The sequence below is a fragment of the Citrobacter sp. BIDMC107 genome (genome assembly GCF_001037575.1).
In the GTDB taxonomy this organism is placed as follows: Bacteria; Pseudomonadota; Gammaproteobacteria; order Enterobacterales; family Enterobacteriaceae; genus Citrobacter; species Citrobacter freundii.
Genome location: NZ_KQ089848.1, coordinates 670,143 through 692,528, shown reverse-complemented (window position 1 = coordinate 692,528; position 22,386 = coordinate 670,143). Strand labels below are relative to the sequence as shown.

Below are 22,386 nucleotides of genomic sequence, written 5' to 3'. Positions count from 1 at the left end.
TGCTGGTTTTTTGAATGCATAACGATAAAGATCTCTCTACGTGGCAGACGTTTCGCCGACTATGGCCAACCATAGCGCCTTTTAAATCGGGTCTGATCGTGGCGGGTATAGCGTTAGTCCTTAACGCGGCCAGCGATACCTTCATGTTATCGCTCCTTAAACCATTACTGGATGATGGTTTTGGTAAAACGGATCGTTCGGTGCTGCTGTGGATGCCGCTGGTGGTCATTGGGCTGATGATAGTTCGTGGCTTAACCAGTTATGTCTCCAGCTACTGTATCTCATGGGTGTCAGGCAAAGTGGTCATGACCATGCGTCGCCGCCTGTTTGGTCATATGATGGGCATGCCAGTCTCCTTTTTTGATAAACAGTCTACAGGTACGCTGTTGTCACGTATTACCTATGATTCAGAGCAGGTCGCGTCATCGTCTTCCGGCGCGCTGATCACCGTGGTACGTGAAGGGGCATCAATCATTGGTCTGTTTATCATGATGTTCTATTACAGCTGGCAGCTGTCACTGATCCTGATTGTACTGGCGCCAATTGTGTCAGTGGCGATCCGTGTGGTTTCCAAGCGCTTTCGTAGCATCAGTAAAAACATGCAAAACACTATGGGGCAGGTTACGACCAGTGCGGAGCAGATGCTGAAAGGCCACAAAGAAGTTCTGATTTTTGGTGGTCAGGAAGTCGAAACCAAGCGCTTTGATAAGGTCAGCAACAAGATGCGTTTGCAGGGTATGAAGATGGTTTCCGCTTCTTCTATCTCCGACCCTATCATCCAGTTGATTGCGTCCCTGGCTCTGGCCTTCGTGTTATATGCGGCCAGCTTCCCAAGCGTAATGGAAAACCTGACGGCAGGGACAATTACGGTTGTCTTCTCCTCAATGATCGCGCTGATGCGTCCGTTGAAATCGCTGACCAACGTCAACGCGCAGTTCCAGCGCGGTATGGCGGCATGCCAGACCTTATTTACGATTCTGGATAGCGAACAGGAGAAAGATGAAGGTAAACGTGTTATCGAGCGTGCTACCGGCGATCTCGAGTTCCGCAACGTGACTTTCACTTATCCGGGACGTGAAGTACCGGCTCTGCGCAACATCAACCTGAATATTCCCGCGGGTAAAACCGTTGCTCTGGTTGGCCGTTCGGGCTCAGGAAAATCCACCATCGCCAGCCTGATTACGCGCTTCTACGATATTGATGAAGGGCAGATTCTGATGGACGGACACGATCTGCGCGAATATACCCTGGCATCCCTGCGCGATCAGGTTGCGTTGGTTTCGCAGAATGTGCACCTGTTTAACGATACGGTTGCCAACAACATCGCCTACGCGCGTACCGATATGTACAGCCGTGAGCAGATCGAAAAAGCGGCACAGATGGCCTACGCCATGGATTTCATCAACAAGATGGATAATGGCCTGGATACGGTGATTGGTGAAAACGGCGTCCTGCTTTCCGGCGGACAACGTCAGCGTATCGCTATCGCCCGTGCCTTGTTGCGTGACAGCCCAATTCTGATCCTTGATGAAGCAACATCAGCTCTTGATACCGAATCTGAACGTGCGATTCAGTCTGCGCTGGATGAGCTACAGAAAAACCGTACTTCTCTGGTCATTGCTCACCGTCTTTCAACCATTGAACAAGCCGACGAAATCATCGTGGTGGAGGATGGTCTGATTGTCGAACGCGGAACCCATAGCGACCTGATTGAGCAGCGCGGGGTCTATGCGCAATTACACAAAATGCAATTCGGTCAATGATCTCACGTATCTGGTCTGGTGAATCGCCGCTGTGGCGATTGTTACTTCCACTCTCCTGGCTTTATGGCCTGGTGAGTGGCGGGATCCGCCTATGCTACAAGCTTGGGCTTAAACGCGCTTGGCGCGCGCCAGTACCGGTTGTGGTGGTCGGAAACCTTACTGCCGGCGGCAATGGCAAAACACCGGTGGTGATTTGGCTGGTTGAACAACTGCAGCAACGCGGGATTCGCGTGGGCGTGGTGTCGCGTGGTTACGGCGGGAAAGCGGCTGCTTACCCGTTGCTATTGACCGCAGAGACCACTACCGCAGAAGCGGGTGATGAACCTGTGCTGATCGCCCAACGTACCGGCGTGCCGGTAGCGGTATCCCCGGTAAGATCGGATGCGGTAAAAGCCATTTTGGCCCAACATGACGTGCAGATTATTGTGACCGACGATGGGCTACAGCACTATCGTCTGGCGCGAGATGTTGAAATCGTGGTTATTGACGGCGAACGTCGGTTTGGCAACGGCTGGTGGCTTCCCGCTGGTCCAATGCGGGAACGCGCAGGTCGCCTAAAATCGGTGGATGCGACTATTGTTAACGGTGGCGTTGCGCAACCAGGGGAAATCCCTATGCGACTTGAACCGGGGCTGGCCGTTAATTTACGTACAGGTGAACGCCGTAATGTAGCGCAATTGCCCAATATTGTCGCCATGGCGGGCATTGGTCACCCACCGCGTTTTTTTGCCACGCTGAAAGCATGCGGTGCCAGCGTGCAAAAAAGCATTGCGCTGGCAGACCATCAGTCTCTGACCTACAGTGACGTCAGTGCGTTTGTAAACGCCGGGCAAACGCTGGTGATGACGGAAAAAGATGCGGTTAAGTGCCGGGCATTTGCCGATGAAAACTGGTGGTATTTACCTGTTGACGCACATTTGTCAGGCGATCGGCCTGACATGTTGCTGGATAGCTTAATCTCGCTGACTCGCTAACTGATTCACGCTGCGGCAGCGAATCATTTATGAGGCCATAGATGTCGTTGCCGCACCTTTCTCTGACGGATGCCCGTCATCTTCACCTTGCCGCTCAAGGTCTGCTGAAAAAAACACGCCGTCGGGCAACCCCGGCAGATATTCTCGCGACTATTTCGCGCATGTCGTTACTGCAAATCGATACCATCAATATTGTGGCGCGAAGTCCTTACCTGGTGCTGTTTAGTCGTTTAGGCGATTATTCACCCCAATGGCTGGACGACTCGTTACAGCAGGGCGAACTGATGGAATACTGGGCGCACGAGGCCTGCTTTTTGCCGCGCAGCGATTTTATGCTGATACGTCACCGCATGCTGGCCCCGGAGAATATGGGCTGGAAGTATAAAGCGGCGTGGATGAAAGAACATGCTCATGAAATTGAGCAACTGCTCCAGCACATCCAGCATAACGGACCGGTACGATCTGCTGATTTTGAGCATCCACGCAAGGGGAGCAGCGGCTGGTGGGAATGGAAACCGCAAAAGCGTCATCTTGAAGGGCTGTTCACTGCCGGGAAAGTGATGGTGGTGGAACGGCGTAATTTCCAGCGCGTGTATGATTTAACCCATCGCGTCATGCCACACTGGGACGATGAACGCGACCCACTTTCACAGGAAGATGCTGAAAGCGTCATGCTGGATAACAGCGCCCGTAGTCTGGGGATTTTCCGCGAACAATGGCTGGCAGACTACTATCGCCTGAAGCGCCCGGCGCTAAAAAACTGGTGCAACGAACGGGCGGAACAGCAACAGATTATTCCTGTCGACGTTGAAGGGCTGGGAACGCTGTGGCTGCATAGCCACCTTCAGCCGCTACTCGAACAGGCGCTGGCGGGCAAATTAACGGCGACCCACAGCGCAGTGTTATCGCCTTTTGATCCGGTGGTTTGGGATCGTAAACGGGCAGAGCAGCTATTCGATTTTAGCTACCGGCTGGAGTGTTACACGCCAGCACCAAAACGTCAGTACGGTTATTTCGTCTTGCCGTTGCTGCACCGCGGGCAGTTGGTTGGGCGAATGGATGCCAAAATGCACCGTAAAACGGGCGTGCTGGACGTGATTTCGCTGTGGTTACAGGATGGGGTTAAGCCTGGGGTGACTTTGCAAAAAGGATTGTTTCAGGCGATTGACGATTTTGCCCGCTGGCAACTGGCAACACGCGTGACGCTGGGACGTTATCCTGAAGGTTTATTTGCTGATGCACGCCGTGGTTGGGAAATAGACCCAGCCCATTAAGCGATTATGTTAATATTTACGGATTCACAATCCGGTCCATCTGGAGGAACTATGGATCATCGTCTGCTTGAAATCATTGCCTGCCCGGTATGCAATGGCAAACTCTGGTTTAACCAGGAAAAACAGGAACTGATTTGTAAACTGGATAACCTTGCTTTCCCACTGCGTGATGGCATTCCTGTGTTACTGGAAACCGAAGCCCGCGTTCTGACTGCTGATGAGAGTAAATCATGAGTTTTGTGGTCATTATTCCTGCGCGTTATGCGTCCACTCGTCTGCCGGGCAAGCCGCTACTGGATATCAACGGCAAGCCTATGATCGTGCATGTCCTGGAGCGTGCGCGTGAATCTGGCGCTGAACGTATCATCGTGGCCACCGATCACGAGGATGTTGCTCGCGCGGTAGAAGCGGTGGGGGGGGAAGTGTGCATGACCCGCGCCGATCACCAGTCTGGTACGGAGCGCCTGGCGGAAGTCGTCGAGAAATGTGGTTTTAGCGATGATACCGTTATTGTGAACGTACAGGGTGATGAGCCGATGATTCCGGCGGTCATTATTCGCCAGGTGGCTGAGAATCTGGCGCAACGTCAGGTCGGCATGGCGACTCTTGCGGCTCCGATTCACAGTGCGGAAGAGGCATTTAATCCGAATGCGGTAAAAGTCGTTTTGGACGCTGAAGGATATGCGCTCTATTTTTCACGCGCGACCATCCCATGGGATCGCGATCGTTTCGCCAAAAGTCTGGAAACGGTGGGGGACACCTTCCTGCGCCATCTGGGCATTTACGGCTATCGCGCCGGTTTTATTCGCCGCTATGTTAACTGGCAGCCTAGCCCGCTTGAGCATATCGAAATGCTGGAGCAGCTGCGAGTGCTGTGGTACGGCGAAAAAATTCACGTTGCCGTCGCAAAAGAAGTCCCGGGTACCGGCGTAGACACTACCGAAGATCTCGAGCGCGTTCGCGCCGAAATGCCTTAGTTTTTCTCACGGCGCTCCCCCATATTGATGCGTATTTTTGGGAGGAGTGTCGTATCGTTGCGCTTTCCCTCCACTTTTCTTTTCATCAATTGATCTCATCCGGGTGACATCTGTCTGCCCGACGCTCATTATGAAAGCAGTAGCATTTATGAGGGCAATCTGAAATGGAACAGTTGCGTGCCGAACTCAGCCACCTGCTGGGCGAAAAACTCAGTCGTATAGAATGCGTGAATGAAAAAGTGGATACGGCCCTGTGGTCACTGTACGACAGCCAGGGAAATCCGATGCCGCTGATGGCGAGAAGTTTCACCACGCCAGGTATGGCGCAGCAACTGGCATGGAAAACCTCCATGTTAGCGCGCAGCGGTACGGTGCGTATGCCCGTCATTTACGGGGTCTTAACCCACGAAGAGCATCCCGGCCCCGATGTGTTACTGCTTGAGCGTTTACGGGGTGTGCCGGTGGAAGCGCCAGCCCGAACGCCCGAACGCTGGGAACATTTAAAAGATCAGATCGTAGAAGGTCTGCTGTCATGGCATCGGCAGGATAGCCGTGGCTGCGTGGGCATGGTGGATAACACGCAAGAGAATATCTGGCCATCCTGGTATCGCCAGCGTGTTGAGGTGCTGTGGACCACGTTAAATCAGTTCAACAATACTGGCTTGACGATGCAGGATAAGCGGATCCTGTTTCGTACCCGTGAGTGTTTACCCGCTTTATTTGAAGGATTCAATGATAACTGCGTACTAATCCACGGTAATTTCAGTTTGCGTAGCATGCTCAAAGACGCCCGTAGCGATCAGCTACTGGCCATGGTGGGACCGGGGTTGATGCTGTGGGCGCCCAGAGAGTATGAATTGTTCCGTTTAATGGATAACGCGCTGGCGGAAAGTCTGCTTTGGCAATACCTGCAACGCGCGCCCGTGGCGGAGTCCTTCATCTGGCGGCGCTGGCTGTATGTGTTATGGGATGAGGTGGCGCAACTGGTCAACACCGGACGTTTTAATCGCACCAACTTTGACCTGGCAACGAAATCACTGCTGCCGTGGCTCGCCTGACTATCCCGTTACGGCATTGCCGGATGGCGGCGTGAGCGCCTTATCCGGCCTACAATTCTGCGCTGAACGCCTGGGGCTGATAAGCCGCGTTAGCGTCGCCGTCAGGCAATATTTCTGTCAGTGCTCCGATCCCTTTAACCACTGCCAGATGCGACCCAATGTTTCGTAACCAACACGATCGCTATGCATCAACCAGACGGGAGAGGGGATCGCGCGTTCCCACGGATTTAGCGGTGAATCAATTGCTAACTGATTAGCCGGCGCGGGCAACGGGTGTAGTCCAGCCTGTTGGAAGAAAATCATTGCTCGTGGTAAGTGCGATGCGGAGGTCACCAGCAGGAACGGCGCGCTGCCGATGGCCTGCTTAACTGCAGCGGCTTCTTCTTCAGTATCTTTAGGTTTATCCAGCGTGATGATATCACCGGGTGGCACACCCAGTGACTGCGCTACGCGGGCTCCCGCTTCTGCAGTACTGACGTTATTGCTCTTTGCCGCAGCACCGGTAAAGATAAGCTTCGATCCCGGATTAGCACGCCAGAGGCGAATACCTTCATTCAGACGCGGAAGACTGTTGCTGATTAGGTTTGAACTTGGTGCCCACTGAGGATTCCAGGTATACCCTCCGCCCAGCACCACAATGTATTCCACTTTTTGTGTATCCTGCCAGGTTGGATAGCTGTCCTCAATCGGTTTCAGTAGGCTATCAGCGACGGGTTGCAAGCTAAGAAGTAACAGCGCCAGCCAACTCAGGCTAATGCACACTTTCCCTGTTTTTTGAAAGCGACTAAACCAGAGCAGCACCAGGCCTGTACCCATGATAATGAGCATTAGCGGAAGTGGCAGCATCATACCGCCAATCACTTTCTTCAGCGTAAAAAGCATCCTTTTTGGTTCCTTTTTTAACCATACAGCAGGGGATCTGCAGCGATATTACACCAGGAAGGTTCATTCTCGGCGTGGGTGTGACAAAATAGCGGTTTTACTTAGTCACCCTAAAGCCAGCATGTGGAGAGCCTGATGCGGGATCGCAATTTTGATGACATTGCAGAGAAGTTTTCCCGTAACATTTACGGCACCACTAAAGGTCAGCTTCGCCAGACGATCCTCTGGCAGGATCTGGACAAACTTCTTGCCGACTACGCGGGCCAGACATTGCGTGTGCTTGATGCGGGAGGCGGAGAAGGGCAGACAGCCATTCTGATGGCGCAGCGGGGCCATCACGTTACCTTGTGCGATCTTTCTGCTGAGATGGTGGCGCGAGCGCAACGGGCGGCAGAAGAGCAAGGTGTGAGCGACAACATGCATTTTATACATTGTGCCGCTCAGGACATCCCACAGCATTTGGATTCTCAGGTTGATCTGATATTGTTTCATGCTGTGCTGGAATGGGTGGCCGATCCGCAAGCCGTCTTAAAAACATTGTGGTCGATGTTACGCCCGGGCGGTGCTTTATCGCTGATGTTCTACAATGCAAATGGCCTGTTGATGCGTAATGTGTTGGTCGGTAATTTCGGCTATGTACAGCAGGGAATGTATAAAAAGAAACGGCGCACGTTGTCTCCCGATTTCCCGCGCGACCCTCAGCAGGTCTATGGCTGGCTGGAGGAGATTGGCTGGGAGATAACCGGTAAAACGGGCGTGAGGGTGTTTCATGATTATCTGCGTGATAAACAAAAACAGCATGACTGTTTTGATGCTTTAACAGAAATAGAAACGCGCTATTGCCGCCAGGAACCGTATATCAGCCTTGGGCGCTATATTCATGTCACCGCGATTAAACGTCCGGCCCGAGCCGCAGATGCAAGGATAACCTATGAGTGAATTTTCCCAGACAGTCCCCGAACTGGTTGCCTGGGCCAGAAAAAATGACTTCTCCATCTCTCTGCCGGTAGACAGACTTTCGTTCCTGCTGGCGGTCGCCACATTGAACGGTGAGCGACTTGACGGTGAGATGAGTGAAGGTGAACTGGTGGATGCGTTCCGCCATGTGAGTGATGCGTTTGAGCAAACCAGCGAAACCATCGGCGTCCGCGCCAACAACGCGATCAACGACATGGTGCGTCAACGTCTGCTGAACCGCTTTACCAGCGAGCAGGCTGAAGGCAACGCCATTTACCGTTTAACGCCGCTCGGGATTGGCATCACAGATTACTATATTCGTCAGCGCGAGTTCTCTACGCTGCGTCTTTCCATGCAACTGTCGATTGTTGCAGGCGAACTGAAGCGCGCGGCGGATGCGGCAGCGGAAGGTGGCGATGAGTTCCACTGGCACCGCAACGTCTATGCGCCATTGAAATACTCGGTGGCGGAGATTTTCGACAGTATCGATCTGACCCAGCGCATCATGGATGAACAGCAGCAGCAGGTAAAAGACGACATCGCACAGTTGCTAAACAAAGACTGGCGGGCGGCGATTTCCAGCTGTGAACTGTTGCTTTCTGAAACGTCTGGTACGCTGCGTGAACTGCAGGATACGCTGGAAGCGGCGGGGGATAAGCTGCAGGCTAACCTGTTACGCATCCAGGACGCCACAATGACGCATGATGATTTGCATTTTGTTGATCGGCTGGTGTTTGATTTACAAAGCAAGCTCGACCGCATTATTAGCTGGGGTCAGCAGTCCATTGACTTGTGGATCGGCTACGATCGTCATGTGCATAAATTTATCCGTACCGCGATCGATATGGATAAAAACCGCGTCTTCGCCCAGCGTCTGCGTCAGTCCGTGCAGACCTACTTTGACGACCCATGGGCGCTGACCTATGCCAACGCCGATCGTCTGTTGGATATGCGTGACGAGGAGATGGTGCTGCGTGACGAAGAGGTCACCGGTGAACTTCCGGAAGATCTGGAATATGAAGAATTTAACGAGATCCGTGAACAACTGGCGGCGATCATCGAAGAACAGCTGGCTATCTACAAATCCAGACAAACACCACTGGATCTCGGTTTGGTAGTGCGCGAGTATCTGGCGCAATACCCACGTGCGCGTCATTTCGACGTCGCGCGTATTGTTATCGATCAGGCGGTACGCCTTGGCGTAGCGCAAGCAGACTTCACCGGACTGCCAGCCAAATGGCAGCCGATTAATGATTACGGAGCCAAGGTACAGGCGCATGTCATTGACAAATATTGAACAAGTGATGCCGGTAAAGCTGGCGCAGGCGCTGGCGAATCCGTTATTTCCGGCGCTGGATAGCGCCTTACGTTCGGGCCGCCATATCGGTCTGGATGAACTGGATAATCATGCCTTCCTGATGGATTTTCAGGAATATTTTGAAGAGTTTTACAGCCGCTATAACGTGGAATTGATCCGTGCGCCGGAAGGGTTCTTTTACCTTCGTCCGCGTTCAACGACGCTCATTCCGCGTTCGGTCCTGTCTGAACTGGACATGATGGTGGGTAAAATTCTTTGCTATCTCTATCTCAGCCCGGAACGCCTGGCGAACGAAGGGATTTTTACCCAGCAAGAGCTGTATGACGAGCTGTTAACGCTGGCGGATGAAGCCAAACTGCTGAAGCTGGTGAACAACCGTTCAACCGGTTCTGACGTTGACCGCCAGAAGCTACAGGAAAAAGTGCGTTCTTCGCTCAACCGTTTGCGCCGCTTAGGCATGGTGTGGTTTCTGGGCCACGACAGCAGCAAATTCCGTATTACAGAATCTGTCTTCCGCTTTGGCGCGGATGTGCGTAGCGGTGACGATCCGCGTGAAGCACAACGTCGCTTAATTCGTGATGGTGAAGCGATGGCGGTCGAGAACCGTCTGCAGCTCAACGATGAGCCCGAAGAGAATCAGCCGGACAGTGGAGAAGAAGAATAATGATTGAACGCGGTAAATTTCGCTCACTTACGCTGATTAACTGGAATGGTTTTTTTGCCCGTACGTTTGATCTCGATGAGCTGGTCACCACGCTGTCCGGTGGTAACGGTGCGGGTAAATCCACCACCATGGCGGCATTTGTTACGGCGCTCATTCCGGACTTAACCCTGCTGCATTTCCGTAACACCACCGAAGCTGGTGCAACCAGCGGTTCACGTGATAAAGGTCTGCACGGTAAGCTGAAAGCAGGGGTCTGTTACTCAATGCTCGACGTCCTCAACTCGCGTCATCAGCGCGTGGTCGTGGGTGTGCGTCTGCAACAGGTTGCGGGTCGTGATCGCAAAGTGGATATCAAACCGTTTGCCATTCAGGGGCTGCCGATGTCGGTACAGCCAACCCAACTGGTGACGGAAACGCTGAACGAACGCCAGGCGCGCGTACTGTCTCTACCTGAGCTGAAAGAGAAGCTTGATGAGATGGAAGGTGTGCAGTTTAAGCAGTTCAACTCAATAACCGATTATCATTCGCTGATGTTCGATCTGGGCATCATTGCTCGCCGTCTGCGCTCCGCGTCTGATCGTAGTAAATTCTACCGTTTGATTGAAGCCTCGCTGTACGGCGGGATCTCCAGCGCCATTACCCGTTCACTGCGTGACTACCTGCTGCCGGAAAACGGCGGCGTCCGTAAAGCGTTCCAGGATATGGAAGCCGCGCTGCGTGAAAACCGCATGACGCTTGAAGCGATTCGCGTAACCCAGTCTGACCGCGACCTGTTTAAGCATTTGATCAGCGAAGCGACCAACTATGTGGCTGCGGATTATATGCGCCATGCCAACGAACGTCGTATCCATCTGGATAAAGCACTGGAATATCGTCGTGAACTGTATACCTCACGTAAGCAGCTGGCGGCAGAGCAGTACAAGCACGTGGATATGGCGCGTGAACTGGCCGAGCATAACGGCGCCGAAGGCGATCTGGAAGCCGATTATCAGGCCGCGAGCGATCACCTGAATCTGGTGCAAACCGCGCTGCGTCAGCAGGAAAAAATTGAACGCTACGAAGCGGATCTCGAAGAACTGCAGATCCGTCTTGAAGAACAAAATGAGGTGGTTGCGGAAGCCGTTGACCGCCAGGATGAAAACGAAGCCCGCGCGGAAGCCGCCGAACTGGAAGTGGATGAGCTGAAAAGCCAGCTTGCCGATTACCAGCAGGCGCTGGACGTCCAGCAGACGCGAGCCATCCAGTATACCCAGGCGATTCAGGCCCTAAATCGGGCGAAAGAGCTCTGCCACCTACCGGATCTGACAGCCGACAGCGCCGCAGAATGGCTGGAGACTTTCCAGGCCAAAGAGCAGGAAGCCACTGAAAAGCTGCTAACGCTTGAACAAAAAATGAGCGTGGCGCAAACCGCGCATAGCCAGTTCGAACAGGCTTATCAGCTGGTGGCGACTATCAACGGCCCGCTGGCACGTAGTGAAGCCTGGAGCGTGGCGCGTGAACTGCTGCGCGAAGGCGTTGAACAGCGCCACCTGGCGGAACAGGTTCAGCCATTGCGTATGCGACTGAGCGAACTGGAGCAGCGTCTGCGCGAACAGCAGGATGCCGAGCGTCTGCTGGCCGAATTCTGCAAGCGTCAGGGTAAACAGTTTGATATCGATGAGCTGGAAGCGCTGCACCAGGAACTGGAAGCGCGCATCGCCGCCTTGTCGGACAGCGTCTCGTCTGCCAGCGAACAGCGTATGACGCTGCGTCAGGAACAGGAACAGCTACAATCCCGTATTCAGCATTTAATGAAGCGGGCACCTGTCTGGCTGGCTGCGCAAAATAGCCTGAATCAGCTTAGCGAGCAGTGTGGCGAAGAGTTTACCTCCAGCCAGGATGTGACCGAGTATCTGCAACAATTGCTGGAGCGCGAGCGTGAGGCCATTGTTGAGCGTGATGAAGTCGGTGCACGTAAAAATGCGGTTGATGAAGAGATTGAACGTTTAAGTCAGCCGGGCGGTGCGGAAGATCAGCGTCTGAACGCGCTGGCTGAACGCTTTGGCGGCGTGCTGCTGTCAGAAATTTATGATGACGTTAGCCTTGAAGATGCCCCGTACTTCTCTGCGCTGTACGGTCCTTCGCGCCATGCCATCGTGGTACCAGATCTATCACTAATTACCGAACAGCTTGAAGGGCTGACGGATTGCCCGGAAGATCTCTATTTCATCGAAGGGGATCCGCAGTCGTTTGATGATAGCGTCTTCAGCGTTGATGAACTGGAAAATGCGGTGGTGGTGAAAACCGCCGAGCGTCAATGGCGTTATTCCCGCTTCCCGAAGGTGCCTATTTTTGGTCGTGCCGCGCGTGAAAGCCGTATCGAAACCCTGCATGCCGAGCGTGAAGGGCTGTCTGAACGTTTCGCCACGCTCTCCTTTGATGTCCAGAAAACCCAGCGTCTGCATCAGGCGTTCAGCCGCTTTATCGGCAGCCATCTGTCGGTGGCGTTTGAAGCCGATCCAGAAGCGGAAATTCGCCAACTGAATAGCCGTCGCGTTGAACTGGAACGTGCGCTGACTAATCATGAAAATGATAATCAGCAAAGCCGTATGCAGTTTGAACAGGCGAAAGAGGGCGTCTCCGCGCTGAACCGCCTGCTGCCGCGCTTGAATCTGCTGGCCGATGACACGCTGGCCGATCGCGTGGACGAAATTCGCGAGCGTCTGGATGAAGCTCAGGAAGCCGCGCGTTTTGTACAGCAACATGGCAATCAGTTAGCGAAACTGGAACCTATCGTTTCAGTTCTGCAAAATGACCCTGAGCAGTTTGAACAACTGAAGGAAGACTATACGTATTCCCAGCAGATGCAGCGCGACGCACGTCAGCAGGCTTTTGCGCTGACTGAAGTCGTACAGCGTCGGGCGCACTTTAGTTATTCCGACTCAGCCGAAATGCTGAGCGGTAATAGCGATCTGAACGAAAAATTGCGTGAACGCCTGGAACAGGCGGAAGCCGAACGTACCCGCGCTCGTGAGGCGCTGCGCAGTCATGCTGCACAGTTAAGCCAGTACAACCAGGTCATGGCATCGCTAAAAAGCTCTTATGACACCAAAAAAGAGCTGCTTAACGATTTACAACGTGAACTGCAGGATATTGGTGTCCGTGCGGACAGCGGTGCCGAAGAGCGCGCGCGTATCCGTCGTGACGAACTGCATGCGCAGCTCAGCAACAACCGTGCACGGCGCAACCAACTTGAGAAAGCACTGACCTTCTGCGAAGCGGAGATGGAAAACCTGACCCGCAGACTGCGCAAGCTGGAACGTGATTATCATGAAATGCGTGAGCAGGTAGTCACCGCCAAAGCCGGCTGGTGTGCAGTCATGCGGATGGTGAAAGATAACGGTGTGGAACGTCGTCTGCACCGTCGCGAGTTGGCCTATCTTTCCGGTGACGAACTGCGTTCGATGTCGGATAAGGCGCTCGGTGCGCTACGTCTGGCGGTTGCGGATAACGAACACCTGCGCGATGTGTTGCGTATGTCTGAAGATCCAAAACGCCCAGAGCGCAAAATCCAGTTCTTCGTCGCGGTTTACCAGCATCTGCGTGAACGTATTCGCCAGGATATTATCCGTACCGACGATCCGGTTGAAGCCATCGAACAGATGGAGATTGAGCTGAGCCGTCTGACGGAAGAGCTAACCTCTCGTGAACAGAAACTGGCGATCAGCTCACGCAGCGTGGCGAACATTATTCGTAAGACCATTCAGCGTGAACAGAACCGTATTCGCATGCTGAACCAGGGGCTGCAAAGTGTGTCGTTTGGCCAGGTTAACAGCGTTCGCCTGAACGTCAATGTGCGTGAAACGCATGCGACCTTGCTGGACGTACTTTCAGAGCAGCATGAGCAGCATCAGGATCTGTTTAACAGCAATCGTCTGACCTTCTCTGAAGCGCTGGCGAAGCTGTATCAACGTCTGAATCCGCAGATTGACATGGGACAGCGTACGCCGCAAACCATAGGTGAAGAGCTGTTGGACTACCGTAACTATCTGGAGATGGAAGTTGAGGTAAACCGAGGTTCTGACGGCTGGCTGCGTGCTGAATCTGGCGCGCTGTCAACGGGTGAAGCGATCGGGACCGGGATGTCTATTCTGGTGATGGTGGTGCAAAGCTGGGAAGATGAAGGTCGCAGATTGCGCGGGAAAGACATCTCTCCTTGCCGCCTGCTGTTCCTTGATGAAGCAGCACGACTCGATGCGCGTTCTATTGCGACTCTGTTTGAGCTGTGTGAGCGTTTGCAGATGCAGCTGATTATCGCTGCGCCGGAAAACATCAGCCCAGAGAAAGGCACGACCTACAAACTGGTGCGTAAAGTCTTCCAGAACACCGAGCACGTTCATGTGGTGGGGCTGCGCGGATTTGCGCCTCAGTTACCGGAACCACTGCCGGGGACTGAAGATGCCTCCTCGCAGGCAAGCTAAATAGAAAGGCGGTCATTTGACCGCCTTTCTTCTTTTCCGAAAAGTCTCAATTGCAGGTGCAATTTCTTTTAACTTCTTTACATTATACCAGGTAAAACATTGGCGAAGTTTATATACTGAAGATAAGCCTGACGGGTATGCAGGCTTACTCGTCATACTTCAGTTGTATTGGCGTCTACAGGCGTTGCACACCCGATTTATGGTGCCTGGCTATAGAGTATGATAAAGAAAACAGGGGGCAAGGGATGTTGCTTAATAAAATGTGTGGTCGTCGGCTGTCGGCAATCAGTTTGTGCCTGGCCGTAACATTCGCTCCACTGTTCAATGCGCAGGCCGATGAGCCTGAAATGATCCCTGGCGATAGCTCTGCGAGCGTCAGTGAACAGCCAACAGCATTATCGCAGCCGCAGGTACAATCTTCCGCGACGGCTATTATGGCGGGGATTCAACCGTTACCGCAGGGCGTGTCAGTTGATCAAGCCCGCGCCGAATTACAATCTCAACTTCCAGCGGGCTTCACGCCAGTGTATATGAGCCAGCTGGAATTGCTGTATGCCGCACGCGAAATGAAACCGATGTGGGAAAATCGCGATGCGGTAAAAGCCTTTCAGCAACAGTTAGCCGAGGTGGCGATTGCCGGTTTTCAGCCGCAGTTTACTACCTGGGTTGCACTTCTGACTGATCCGGCAGTGTCCGGCCAGGCGCGAGATATCGTGCTCTCTGATGCGATGTTGGGATACCTGCACTTTATTGCCAATATTCCCGTTAAAGGGAATCGCTGGCTTTATAGCGATAAGCCCTATGCGCTAACAACGCCGCCGATTTCCGTCATCAACCAGTGGCAGGTCGCACTGGATAACGGTCAACTAACTTCGTTTGTTGCCAGCCTGGCACCGCAGCATCCGCAGTACGCCGCAATGCATGAATCACTACTCAAGCTGGTGAGCGATACGCGGCCCTGGCCTCAGCTCACCAGTACCGCGACGCTGCGTCCGGGAGAGTGGAGTAACGACATCCCCGCGCTGCGTGAAATTTTGCGCCGTACGGGAATGCTGGAGTCCACCGTCAGTACATCTGCTAAAGAAGGACGTAGCGCTTACGATCGTGAACTTGTCGATGCGGTAAAGCGTTTTCAGACGTGGCAAGGGCTTGGGGCTGATGGCGCGATTGGCCCTGCCACGCGTGACTGGCTGAACGTAACGCCTGCTCAGCGTGCGGGCGTGCTGGCGTTAAATATTCAGCGCTTGCGCCTGCTGCCGAGTGAGCTGTCTACCGGTATCATGGTGAACATTCCTGCCTATTCGCTGGTTTATTATCAGAATGGCAATCAGGTGCTGGCCTCGCGCGTTATTGTCGGGCGTCCAGATCGCAAAACGCCGATGATGAGTAGTGCGCTGAATAACGTGGTCGTTAACCCACCGTGGAACGTTCCGCCGACGCTGGCCCGAAAAGATATTCTGCCTAAGTTATGGAATGATCCGGGATATCTTGAACGTCACGGCTATACCGTGATGCGCGGTTGGAACAGTAAAGAGACGATAGATCCGTGGCAGGTTGACTGGGCCACCATCACTGCGTCCAATCTGCCGTTCCGCTTTCAGCAGGCTCCGGGCGCACGCAACTCGCTCGGACGCTATAAATTCAATATGCCGAGTTCGGACGCTATTTATCTGCACGATACGCCGAACCACAATCTGTTCCAGAAAGATACGCGGGCGTTAAGTTCCGGCTGTGTGCGTGTGAATAAGGCATCTGAGCTGGCGAATATGCTGCTACAGGACGCGGGTTGGAATGATACCCGCATCTCGGATGCCCTGAAGCAAGGGGATACGCGGTACGTGAATATTCGCCAGAATATTCCGGTTAACCTCTACTATCTGACCGCATTTGTTGGCCCGGATGGTCGCACGCAGTATCGTACAGATATTTACAATTACGATCTGACAGCGCGATCCAGCGCACAAATTGTGTCAAAAGCCGAGCAATTAATCAGATAAATGAAGCAGTTCGAGGAAAATGATTGTCGTAAGTTATGCTGGAAACGGGGCAAAATGGCTGTGAGCCCCGTATTTCCTGGGGTTGGGAGCCTTGACGTGGACTACTTAGCCAGATAAGGTTTCCCGCGTGCGCTAGAGCATACATACGATAACATTGACCTTGTAGACCTTAATACCATGGACAAATTTGACGCTAATCGCCGCAAACTGCTGGCGCTTGGTGGTATTGCCCTCGGCGCTGCCATCCTGCCTACGCCTGCGTTTGCAACACTCTCTACCCCACGTCCGCGTATATTGACTCTGAATAACCTGCATACCGGTGAGTCAATAAAAGCAGAGTTTTTTGATGGCAGGGGCTATATTCAGGACGAATTAGCAAAACTTAACCACTTTTTCCGTGATTTTCGGGCCAATAAAGTGAAATCCATTGACCCCGGACTGTTTGATCAACTCTTCCGTCTGCAGGGCCTGCTGGGTACGCGTAAACCCGTACAGCTGATCTCCGGTTATCGTTCCGTCGATACCAATAATGAACTACGTGCGCGCAGTCGCGGTGTGGCCAAGAAAAGCTACCACACCAAAGGCCAGGCCATGGATTTCCATATTGAAGGCATCGCATTAAGTAATATTCGCAAAGCTGCGTTATCTATGCGCGCAGGTGGTGTAGGATACTACCCCAGCAGTAACTTTGTGCATATCGACACCGGCCCTGCACGGCACTGGTGATCCATAAGCTTAATGAAACAGGAGCTGTATGAACTATCGTATTATTCCGGTCACTGCATTCGCCCAGAACTGCTCGCTAATCTGGTGTGAGCAGACTCGTCTGGCCGCGTTGGTCGATCCCGGCGGCGATGCCGAGAAAATCAAACAGGAAGTGGATGCCAGCGGTCTGACGCTAATGCAGATCCTGCTTACTCACGGTCATCTTGATCATGTTGGGGCGGCAGCTGAACTGGCACAGCATTATGGTGTACCGGTTATTGGTCCGGAAAAAGAAGATGAGTTCTGGCTACAGGGGCTCCCTGCGCAGAGCCGCATGTTTGGCCTGGGCGATTGTGAGCCGCTGACGCCCGATCGCTGGCTGAACGAAGGTGATCGGGTCAGCGTTGGCAACGTGACGTTGCAGGTGTTGCATTGTCCGGGTCATACACCGGGACATGTGGTCTTCTTTGATGAGCAATCAAAGTTACTGATTTCGGGTGACGTGATTTTCAAAGGTGGCGTAGGGCGCAGCGATTTTCCGCGCGGAGATCACAGCCAACTGATCGATTCGATTAAAGGTAAACTGTTGCCGCTGGGCGATGACGTGACGTTTATTCCGGGTCACGGCCCACTTTCTACGCTGGGTAACGAACGGCTTCATAACCCGTTCCTGCAGGACGAAATGCCTGTCTGGTAATACCGCAGATAAATAAAAAGGCCGCTATTGCGGCCTTTTTTGTACGCGATAGATTACAGTACTGCGACAATCGCTTCGCACAGCGGCGCCATGTTATCTGGCGTCATTCCAGCTACGTTTACACGTCCGGAAGCGACAGCGTAGACACCAAACTCTTCACGCAGACGCAGAACCTGCTCTTTTGTCAGGCCGCTGAATGAGAACATGCCGTTCTGTTTGATGATAAAGCTGAAGTCGCGGTTCGCACCTTTCTCCTGCAGCGTATTCACGAACAGTAAACGCATGCGCTGAATGCGTTGGCGCATATCGGTCAGTTCCTGTTCCCAGATGGCACGCAGCGCGTCATTGCTCAGAATCGTGGCAACTACGGATGCGCCGTGTGCTGGCGGGTTGGAATAGTTAGCGCGAATGGCTGATTTCATCTGACTAAACGCACGGTCGACGGTTTCAGCATCAGCAGCAACCAGCGTACAGGCACCTACGCGCTCATTGTACAGACCAAAGTTCTTGGAGTAGGAACTGGCAACGATCAGCTCTTTGTGCAGCGCGGCGAATGCGCGCAGACCTTCTGCATCTTCTTCCAGACCGCGGGCAAAGCCCTGGTATGCGAAGTCAAACAGCGGTAACCATCCTTTCTCGACAGAAAGCTGAGCCAGCGTTTGCCACTGCTCAAGCGTAGGATCGATACCGGTTGGGTTATGACAGCAGCCGTGGAACAGTACCACATCGCCAGACTGAGCTTCGCTGAGGCTTGCCAGCAGCGCATCAAAGTCTAATGAGTGGTTCGCCGCATCGTAATAGTTGTATTCACGAACTTCCAGACCGGCAGAGTTAAAGACGCTCTTATGGTTCGGCCAGCTTGGGTTGCTCACCCATACGCGTTTAGCCGACGTATTTCTTGCGAGAAAATCAGCTGCCACGCGCAGTGCGCCAGTGCCGCCAGGGGTCTGTGCTGTACGTGCGCGTTTATCGTTGATAAGCGAACTCGTTTTACCAAACAGTAATTCCTGAGTACAACGACCAAACTCTGGAATACCGTCAATGCCAAGATAGTTTTTGGTGGTTTCATTTTCCAGTATATATTGCTCGGCTTTTTTAACGCTGGTCAGCACCGGCGTTTTGCCTGTCTCATCTTTATATACACCGATCCCGAGGTTTATTTTTCCAGGGCGGTCATCGGCACGAAACAAATCAGCCAGACCCAAAATGGGGTCGGCAGGAGCGGCGGTAATGTTCTCAAACATGACGAGGTTCCATAGTGATTACAGAAGGGAAGTCCGCTATCAGGTTAACGGTAGATTTACAAAATGCCAACCGTTACTGACGAAAAGCTGAGGTGTTTTTTTAAGACGCAAGAATCCGCTGGCAGATATAAAAAAACAGGACCGAAGTCCTGTTTTTAAGGCATTTAACAAAGAGGTCTGCTATTAGAACTGGTAAACGATACCAACTGCAACGATGTCGTCAGAGTTCACGCCCAGTTTGTTGTCAGAATCGATTTGGTTAATCTTGTAGTCAACATAGGTGGACATGTTTTTGTTGAAGTAGTAGGTTGCGCCTACTTCGAAGTAATCGACCAGATCCACATCACCGATACCTTCTACGTCTTTCGCTTTAGACTTGTTGTAGGAGAGGGACGGACGCAGGCCGAAATCGAACTGGTACTGAGCAACGACGAATACGTCTTCAGTTTTGTTCGCAAAACCGCTGTTACCAGCACCTGAGATGCGGGTCGCGTTACGGGTTTCACCGTAGTTCGCTGCCAGGTAGATGTTGTTAGCATCGTATTTCACGCCGGTCGCCCACTGCTCAGCTTTTTTACCGCCATTGCCGTAGAAAGAGTTTTCCTGCGCGTTGGTGCGGTCAGCTGCGCCGTAAGCACCCACGATACCGAAACCATCCATTTCGTAGCTTACAGAACCGCCAACGCCGTCGCCGTTAGAGCGACCGGTATTGCCATCACGTTCGTTTTTACCCAGATACTGGATACCGAAGTTCAGACCGTCAACCAGACCGAAGAAGTTGGAGTTACGGTAGGTTGCAACACCACCAACACGACCAACGAAGAAGTTGTCGCTGTATGCGGTATCACCACCAAATTCTGGCAGCATATCGGTGTAACCCAGAGCATCGTAAACGATACCGTAGTTACGACCGTAGTCGAAAGAACCCAGATCGGCATATTTCAGACCAGCAAATGCCAGACGGGTTTTGTTGCCGTTCTGAGCGTCACTGCCGCCTTCAGAGTTGTTACCGGCAAAGTTGTATTCCCACTGACCGTAACCGGACAGCTCGGAATTAATCTGAGTTTCCCCTTTGAAACCAAGACGAGCATAAGTCTGATCGCCATCGTCAGCAGCGCTGTCAGAAAAATAATGCAGACCAACGGTTTTACCGTAGATATCCAGCTTGTTACCATCTTTGTTGTAAACTTCTGCAGCGTTAGCTGCCCCGGCTACCAGCAGAGCAGGGATAACCACTGCCAGAATATTGCGCTTCATCATTATTTATTACCCTCATCGGTTTTTATATGACACCTGCCACTGCCGCCAATAAATTCCGTCAATGAAAATTTACGGAACTATTGATGAGAGTTTGGTGTCTTTATGTGTCTGACAGGCATCTTTCCATTCAAACTACCGTTTCGCTACCGTCAAAGTGCTACAAATATAAAGATTTGGTTTCAAAAAGAAAAAATGTGTAACAAAATGTTATTTTTGTGCAACTTTGTGAACAGCGTCAAACTTCGGATACCCCTGAGCTGAAAATTCTCGTTTTTATTTCTATTTATATGATTTTCTTATATTTAATTTTGCTAAGGTTATTTTTTCTCCGTAATACCGGAAAGTTTGGATTTTACAGATAACGATTTTTGGACGTCTGGAGTGCCGTGCGAAAGGCTAAAAAATGTACTATTTAATCAGAAAATGCTAATCCACAATAAAATTACTGGTTATTTTTTGTGCAAATGTATTGCGATGAAATATTACGTAACAGGTGGAGGGGATTGAATGGTTGTGTTTAACGTGAGGTGGGTATCCAGATAACATGAAAAGGGTATAAAAAAGGCCAGCAATGCTGGCCTTTGAAACAATAACGCACGTTTAGAAGGTGGCGTTACGCGGAGTACGCGGGAACGGAATAACATCACGGACGTTTTGCACGCCGGTGACGTAAGCGATCAGACGCTCGAAGCCCAATCCGAAGCCGGAATGCGGAACGGTACCGTAGCGACGCAGGTCGCGATACCACCAGTAATCCTCTTTGTTCAGACCCATTTCCAGCATACGGGCATCCAGCACGTCCAGACGCTCTTCACGCTGAGAACCACCGATGATTTCGCCGATTCCTGGAGCCAGAACGTCCATTGCAGCAACGGTTTTACCGTCTTCGTTAAGGCGCATATAAAACGCTTTGATATCTTTCGGGTAGTTTTTCACCACCACCGGCGCTTTAAAGTGCTCTTCAGCAAGATAACGTTCATGCTCGGAAGACAGATCCACACCCCAGTAAACCGGGTTTTCAAACTGTTTTCCGCATTTTTCCAGAATGCTTACCGCGTCGGTGTAATCCACCTGCGCGAAGTCAGCGTCAATGAAACGTTCCAGGCGTGAAATCGCGTCCTTGTCGACACGTTCAGCGAAGAATTTCATATCATCCGCACGCTCTGCCAGTACGGCTTTGAACGCGTATTTCAGCATCGCTTCAGCCAGGCCTGCAACATCGTTCAGGTCAGCGAACGCCACTTCTGGTTCCAGCATCCAGAACTCTGCCAGGTGACGACTGGTGTTAGAGTTTTCTGCACGGAACGTCGGGCCAAAGGTATAAATTTTGGACAGAGCGCAGGCGTAGGTTTCACCGTTCAACTGACCGGAAACGGTCAGGAACGCTTCCTTACCAAAGAAGTCTTTGTCGAAATCGACTTTACCCTGATCGTTACGCGGCAGGTTTTCCAGATCCAGTGTAGAAACACGGAACATTTCACCGGCACCTTCCGTATCGGAAGCGGTGATCAGCGGAGTCGATACCCAAAAGAAACCCTGCTCGTGGAAGAAGCGATGCAGCGCTTGCGCCAGCGTATGACGTACGCGCGCTACCGCACCAATCATATTGGTGCGCGGACGCATATGCGCCACTTCACGCAGATACTCGATGCTGTGACGCTTAGCCGCCATTGGGTAGGTATCAGGATCTTCAACCCAGCCCGCGACTTCAACTTCAGTGGCCTGAATTTCAAAGCTCTGTCCTTGTCCAGGTGATGCAACGACTTTACCCGTTACGATAACTGAACAACCCGTCGTCAGGTGCAGTACGTCCTGATTGTAATTGGGCAGAGAATTATTGATGACGGCCTGTACAGGATCAAAGCAGGAACCGTCATAAACGGCGAGGAAGGAGATGCCAGCTTTTGAATCTCGGCGGGTACGCACCCATCCGCGCACGGTGACTTCGCTGTCAACGGCTACGCGGCCCTGGAGTACGTCGGCTACAGGCACAACGCTCATAATATTCTCTCTGTTAATAGTCGGATATATAAACACATGTCCACCCATAATGGGGGGGATACCTATGTTACCTGGCATCTGCAATCAGACAAGCAGAATTCGTAGCTGGAGTGAAAGATTTCGGAAATAAACGCGAATAAGGGAGCCAAAATGGC

General features: G+C 52.3%; 17 protein-coding genes. 13 read left to right on the top strand and 4 right to left on the bottom strand.

The features are described from left to right. Window positions 1–14 precede the first annotated feature (14 nt). The 6 genes from msbA (at window position 15) to SK39_RS03365 (ending at window position 6,046) form a co-directional block, all read left to right on the top strand. Window positions 15–1,763 (top strand): lipid A ABC transporter ATP-binding protein/permease MsbA, encoded by a 1,749-nt coding sequence (msbA, locus tag SK39_RS03390; RefSeq protein WP_003035784.1) that lies wholly within the window; start codon window positions 15–17, stop codon window positions 1,761–1,763. Beyond that, window positions 1,760–2,737, top strand: coding sequence for a tetraacyldisaccharide 4'-kinase (gene lpxK / locus SK39_RS03385; protein WP_048216651.1), 978 nt, complete (start codon window positions 1,760–1,762; stop codon window positions 2,735–2,737). Before msbA ends, lpxK begins: the two co-directional genes overlap by 4 nt. Before the next feature lie 41 nt (window positions 2,738–2,778). Then, window positions 2,779–4,011, top strand: a complete 1,233-nt coding sequence (locus SK39_RS03380) for a winged helix-turn-helix domain-containing protein (protein WP_003836884.1) — start codon at window positions 2,779–2,781, stop codon at window positions 4,009–4,011. Window positions 4,012–4,062: 51 nt separating this feature from the next. Further along, on the top strand, window positions 4,063–4,245 hold the full coding sequence (ycaR, locus tag SK39_RS03375; RefSeq protein ID WP_003035793.1) for a protein YcaR: 183 nt from the start codon (window positions 4,063–4,065) through the stop codon (window positions 4,243–4,245). Beyond that, window positions 4,242–4,988 carry a 3-deoxy-manno-octulosonate cytidylyltransferase gene (gene kdsB, locus SK39_RS03370; protein WP_003035796.1) on the top strand — a complete coding sequence of 249 codons (747 nt, stop codon included), beginning with the start codon at window positions 4,242–4,244 and terminating at the stop codon, window positions 4,986–4,988. The genes ycaR and kdsB overlap by 4 nt, the downstream gene beginning before the upstream one ends. Before the next feature lie 164 nt (window positions 4,989–5,152). Continuing rightward, the gene (locus SK39_RS03365) at window positions 5,153–6,046 is read left to right on the top strand and encodes a YcbJ family phosphotransferase (RefSeq protein WP_003035798.1); all 894 of its coding nucleotides are present in this window, start codon (window positions 5,153–5,155) and stop codon (window positions 6,044–6,046) included. Window positions 6,047–6,163: 117 nt separating this feature from the next. Here SK39_RS03365 and elyC read toward each other — a convergent pair whose 3' ends face one another. Further along, a complete protein-coding gene (gene elyC / locus SK39_RS03360; protein WP_016149868.1) occupies window positions 6,164–6,928 on the bottom strand; it encodes an envelope biogenesis factor ElyC in 765 nt (254 codons plus the stop codon). Window positions 6,929–7,063: 135 nt separating this feature from the next. On the opposite strand from elyC, the gene cmoM reads away from it, so the two are divergent. From cmoM to SK39_RS03325, 7 genes are all read left to right on the top strand, one after another. Continuing rightward, complete coding sequence (cmoM, locus tag SK39_RS03355) at window positions 7,064–7,867, top strand: tRNA uridine 5-oxyacetic acid(34) methyltransferase CmoM (protein WP_003035803.1); 804 nt, start codon at window positions 7,064–7,066, stop codon at window positions 7,865–7,867. After that, the gene (mukF, locus tag SK39_RS03350) at window positions 7,860–9,182 is read left to right on the top strand and encodes a chromosome partition protein MukF (RefSeq protein ID WP_003836877.1); all 1,323 of its coding nucleotides are present in this window, start codon (window positions 7,860–7,862) and stop codon (window positions 9,180–9,182) included. Before cmoM ends, mukF begins: the two co-directional genes overlap by 8 nt. Continuing rightward, on the top strand, window positions 9,163–9,867 hold the full coding sequence (gene mukE, locus SK39_RS03345) for a chromosome partition protein MukE (protein ID WP_003035809.1): 705 nt from the start codon (window positions 9,163–9,165) through the stop codon (window positions 9,865–9,867). Before mukF ends, mukE begins: the two co-directional genes overlap by 20 nt. Then, on the top strand, window positions 9,867–14,327 hold the full coding sequence (gene mukB / locus SK39_RS03340) for a chromosome partition protein MukB (RefSeq protein ID WP_048216650.1): 4,461 nt from the start codon (window positions 9,867–9,869) through the stop codon (window positions 14,325–14,327). The genes mukE and mukB overlap by 1 nt, the downstream gene beginning before the upstream one ends. 245 nt (window positions 14,328–14,572) lie before the next feature. Next, window positions 14,573–16,324, top strand: a complete 1,752-nt coding sequence (gene ldtD, locus SK39_RS03335) for a L,D-transpeptidase (protein ID WP_003846982.1) — start codon at window positions 14,573–14,575, stop codon at window positions 16,322–16,324. 177 nt (window positions 16,325–16,501) lie between these two features. Continuing rightward, window positions 16,502–17,050 (top strand): peptidoglycan L,D-endopeptidase MepK, encoded by a 549-nt coding sequence (mepK, locus tag SK39_RS03330; protein ID WP_003035820.1) that lies wholly within the window; start codon window positions 16,502–16,504, stop codon window positions 17,048–17,050. Window positions 17,051–17,078: 28 nt separating this feature from the next. Continuing rightward, window positions 17,079–17,726, top strand: a complete 648-nt coding sequence (locus SK39_RS03325; protein ID WP_003836868.1) for an MBL fold metallo-hydrolase — start codon at window positions 17,079–17,081, stop codon at window positions 17,724–17,726. A 53-nt stretch (window positions 17,727–17,779) separates the two neighbouring features. On the opposite strand, the gene aspC is transcribed toward SK39_RS03325, so the two are convergent. The 3 genes from aspC to asnS form a co-directional block, all read right to left on the bottom strand. Then, window positions 17,780–18,970, bottom strand: coding sequence for an aspartate transaminase (aspC, locus tag SK39_RS03320; protein ID WP_016149870.1), 1,191 nt, complete (start codon window positions 18,968–18,970; stop codon window positions 17,780–17,782). Window positions 18,971–19,153: 183 nt separating this feature from the next. Then, window positions 19,154–20,230, bottom strand: coding sequence for a porin OmpF (gene ompF, locus SK39_RS03315; protein ID WP_016149871.1), 1,077 nt, complete (start codon window positions 20,228–20,230; stop codon window positions 19,154–19,156). 600 nt (window positions 20,231–20,830) lie between these two features. Next, window positions 20,831–22,231: an asparagine--tRNA ligase gene (asnS, locus tag SK39_RS03310; RefSeq protein ID WP_032936329.1), complete on the bottom strand. Its 1,401-nt coding sequence runs from the start codon at window positions 22,229–22,231 to the stop codon at window positions 20,831–20,833. Window positions 22,232–22,386: the final 155 nt, after the last annotated feature.

Bases quoted from the DNA above. Each gene is read 5' to 3' on its own strand.
- msbA (WP_003035784.1), top strand. From the start codon at position 15: ATGCATAACGATAAAGATCTCTCTACGTGGCAGACGTTTCGCCGACTA.
- lpxK (WP_048216651.1), top strand. From the start codon at position 1,760: ATGATCTCACGTATCTGGTCTGGTGAATCGCCGCTGTGGCGATTGTTA.
- SK39_RS03380 (WP_003836884.1), top strand. From the start codon at position 2,779: ATGTCGTTGCCGCACCTTTCTCTGACGGATGCCCGTCATCTTCACCTT.
- ycaR (WP_003035793.1), top strand. From the start codon at position 4,063: ATGGATCATCGTCTGCTTGAAATCATTGCCTGCCCGGTATGCAATGGC.
- kdsB (WP_003035796.1), top strand. From the start codon at position 4,242: ATGAGTTTTGTGGTCATTATTCCTGCGCGTTATGCGTCCACTCGTCTG.
- SK39_RS03365 (WP_003035798.1), top strand. From the start codon at position 5,153: ATGGAACAGTTGCGTGCCGAACTCAGCCACCTGCTGGGCGAAAAACTC.
- elyC (WP_016149868.1), bottom strand. From the start codon at position 6,928: ATGCTTTTTACGCTGAAGAAAGTGATTGGCGGTATGATGCTGCCACTT.
- cmoM (WP_003035803.1), top strand. From the start codon at position 7,064: ATGCGGGATCGCAATTTTGATGACATTGCAGAGAAGTTTTCCCGTAAC.
- mukF (WP_003836877.1), top strand. From the start codon at position 7,860: ATGAGTGAATTTTCCCAGACAGTCCCCGAACTGGTTGCCTGGGCCAGA.
- mukE (WP_003035809.1), top strand. From the start codon at position 9,163: ATGTCATTGACAAATATTGAACAAGTGATGCCGGTAAAGCTGGCGCAG.
- mukB (WP_048216650.1), top strand. From the start codon at position 9,867: ATGATTGAACGCGGTAAATTTCGCTCACTTACGCTGATTAACTGGAAT.
- ldtD (WP_003846982.1), top strand. From the start codon at position 14,573: ATGTTGCTTAATAAAATGTGTGGTCGTCGGCTGTCGGCAATCAGTTTG.
- mepK (WP_003035820.1), top strand. From the start codon at position 16,502: ATGGACAAATTTGACGCTAATCGCCGCAAACTGCTGGCGCTTGGTGGT.
- SK39_RS03325 (WP_003836868.1), top strand. From the start codon at position 17,079: ATGAACTATCGTATTATTCCGGTCACTGCATTCGCCCAGAACTGCTCG.
- aspC (WP_016149870.1), bottom strand. From the start codon at position 18,970: ATGTTTGAGAACATTACCGCCGCTCCTGCCGACCCCATTTTGGGTCTG.
- ompF (WP_016149871.1), bottom strand. From the start codon at position 20,230: ATGATGAAGCGCAATATTCTGGCAGTGGTTATCCCTGCTCTGCTGGTA.
- asnS (WP_032936329.1), bottom strand. From the start codon at position 22,231: ATGAGCGTTGTGCCTGTAGCCGACGTACTCCAGGGCCGCGTAGCCGTT.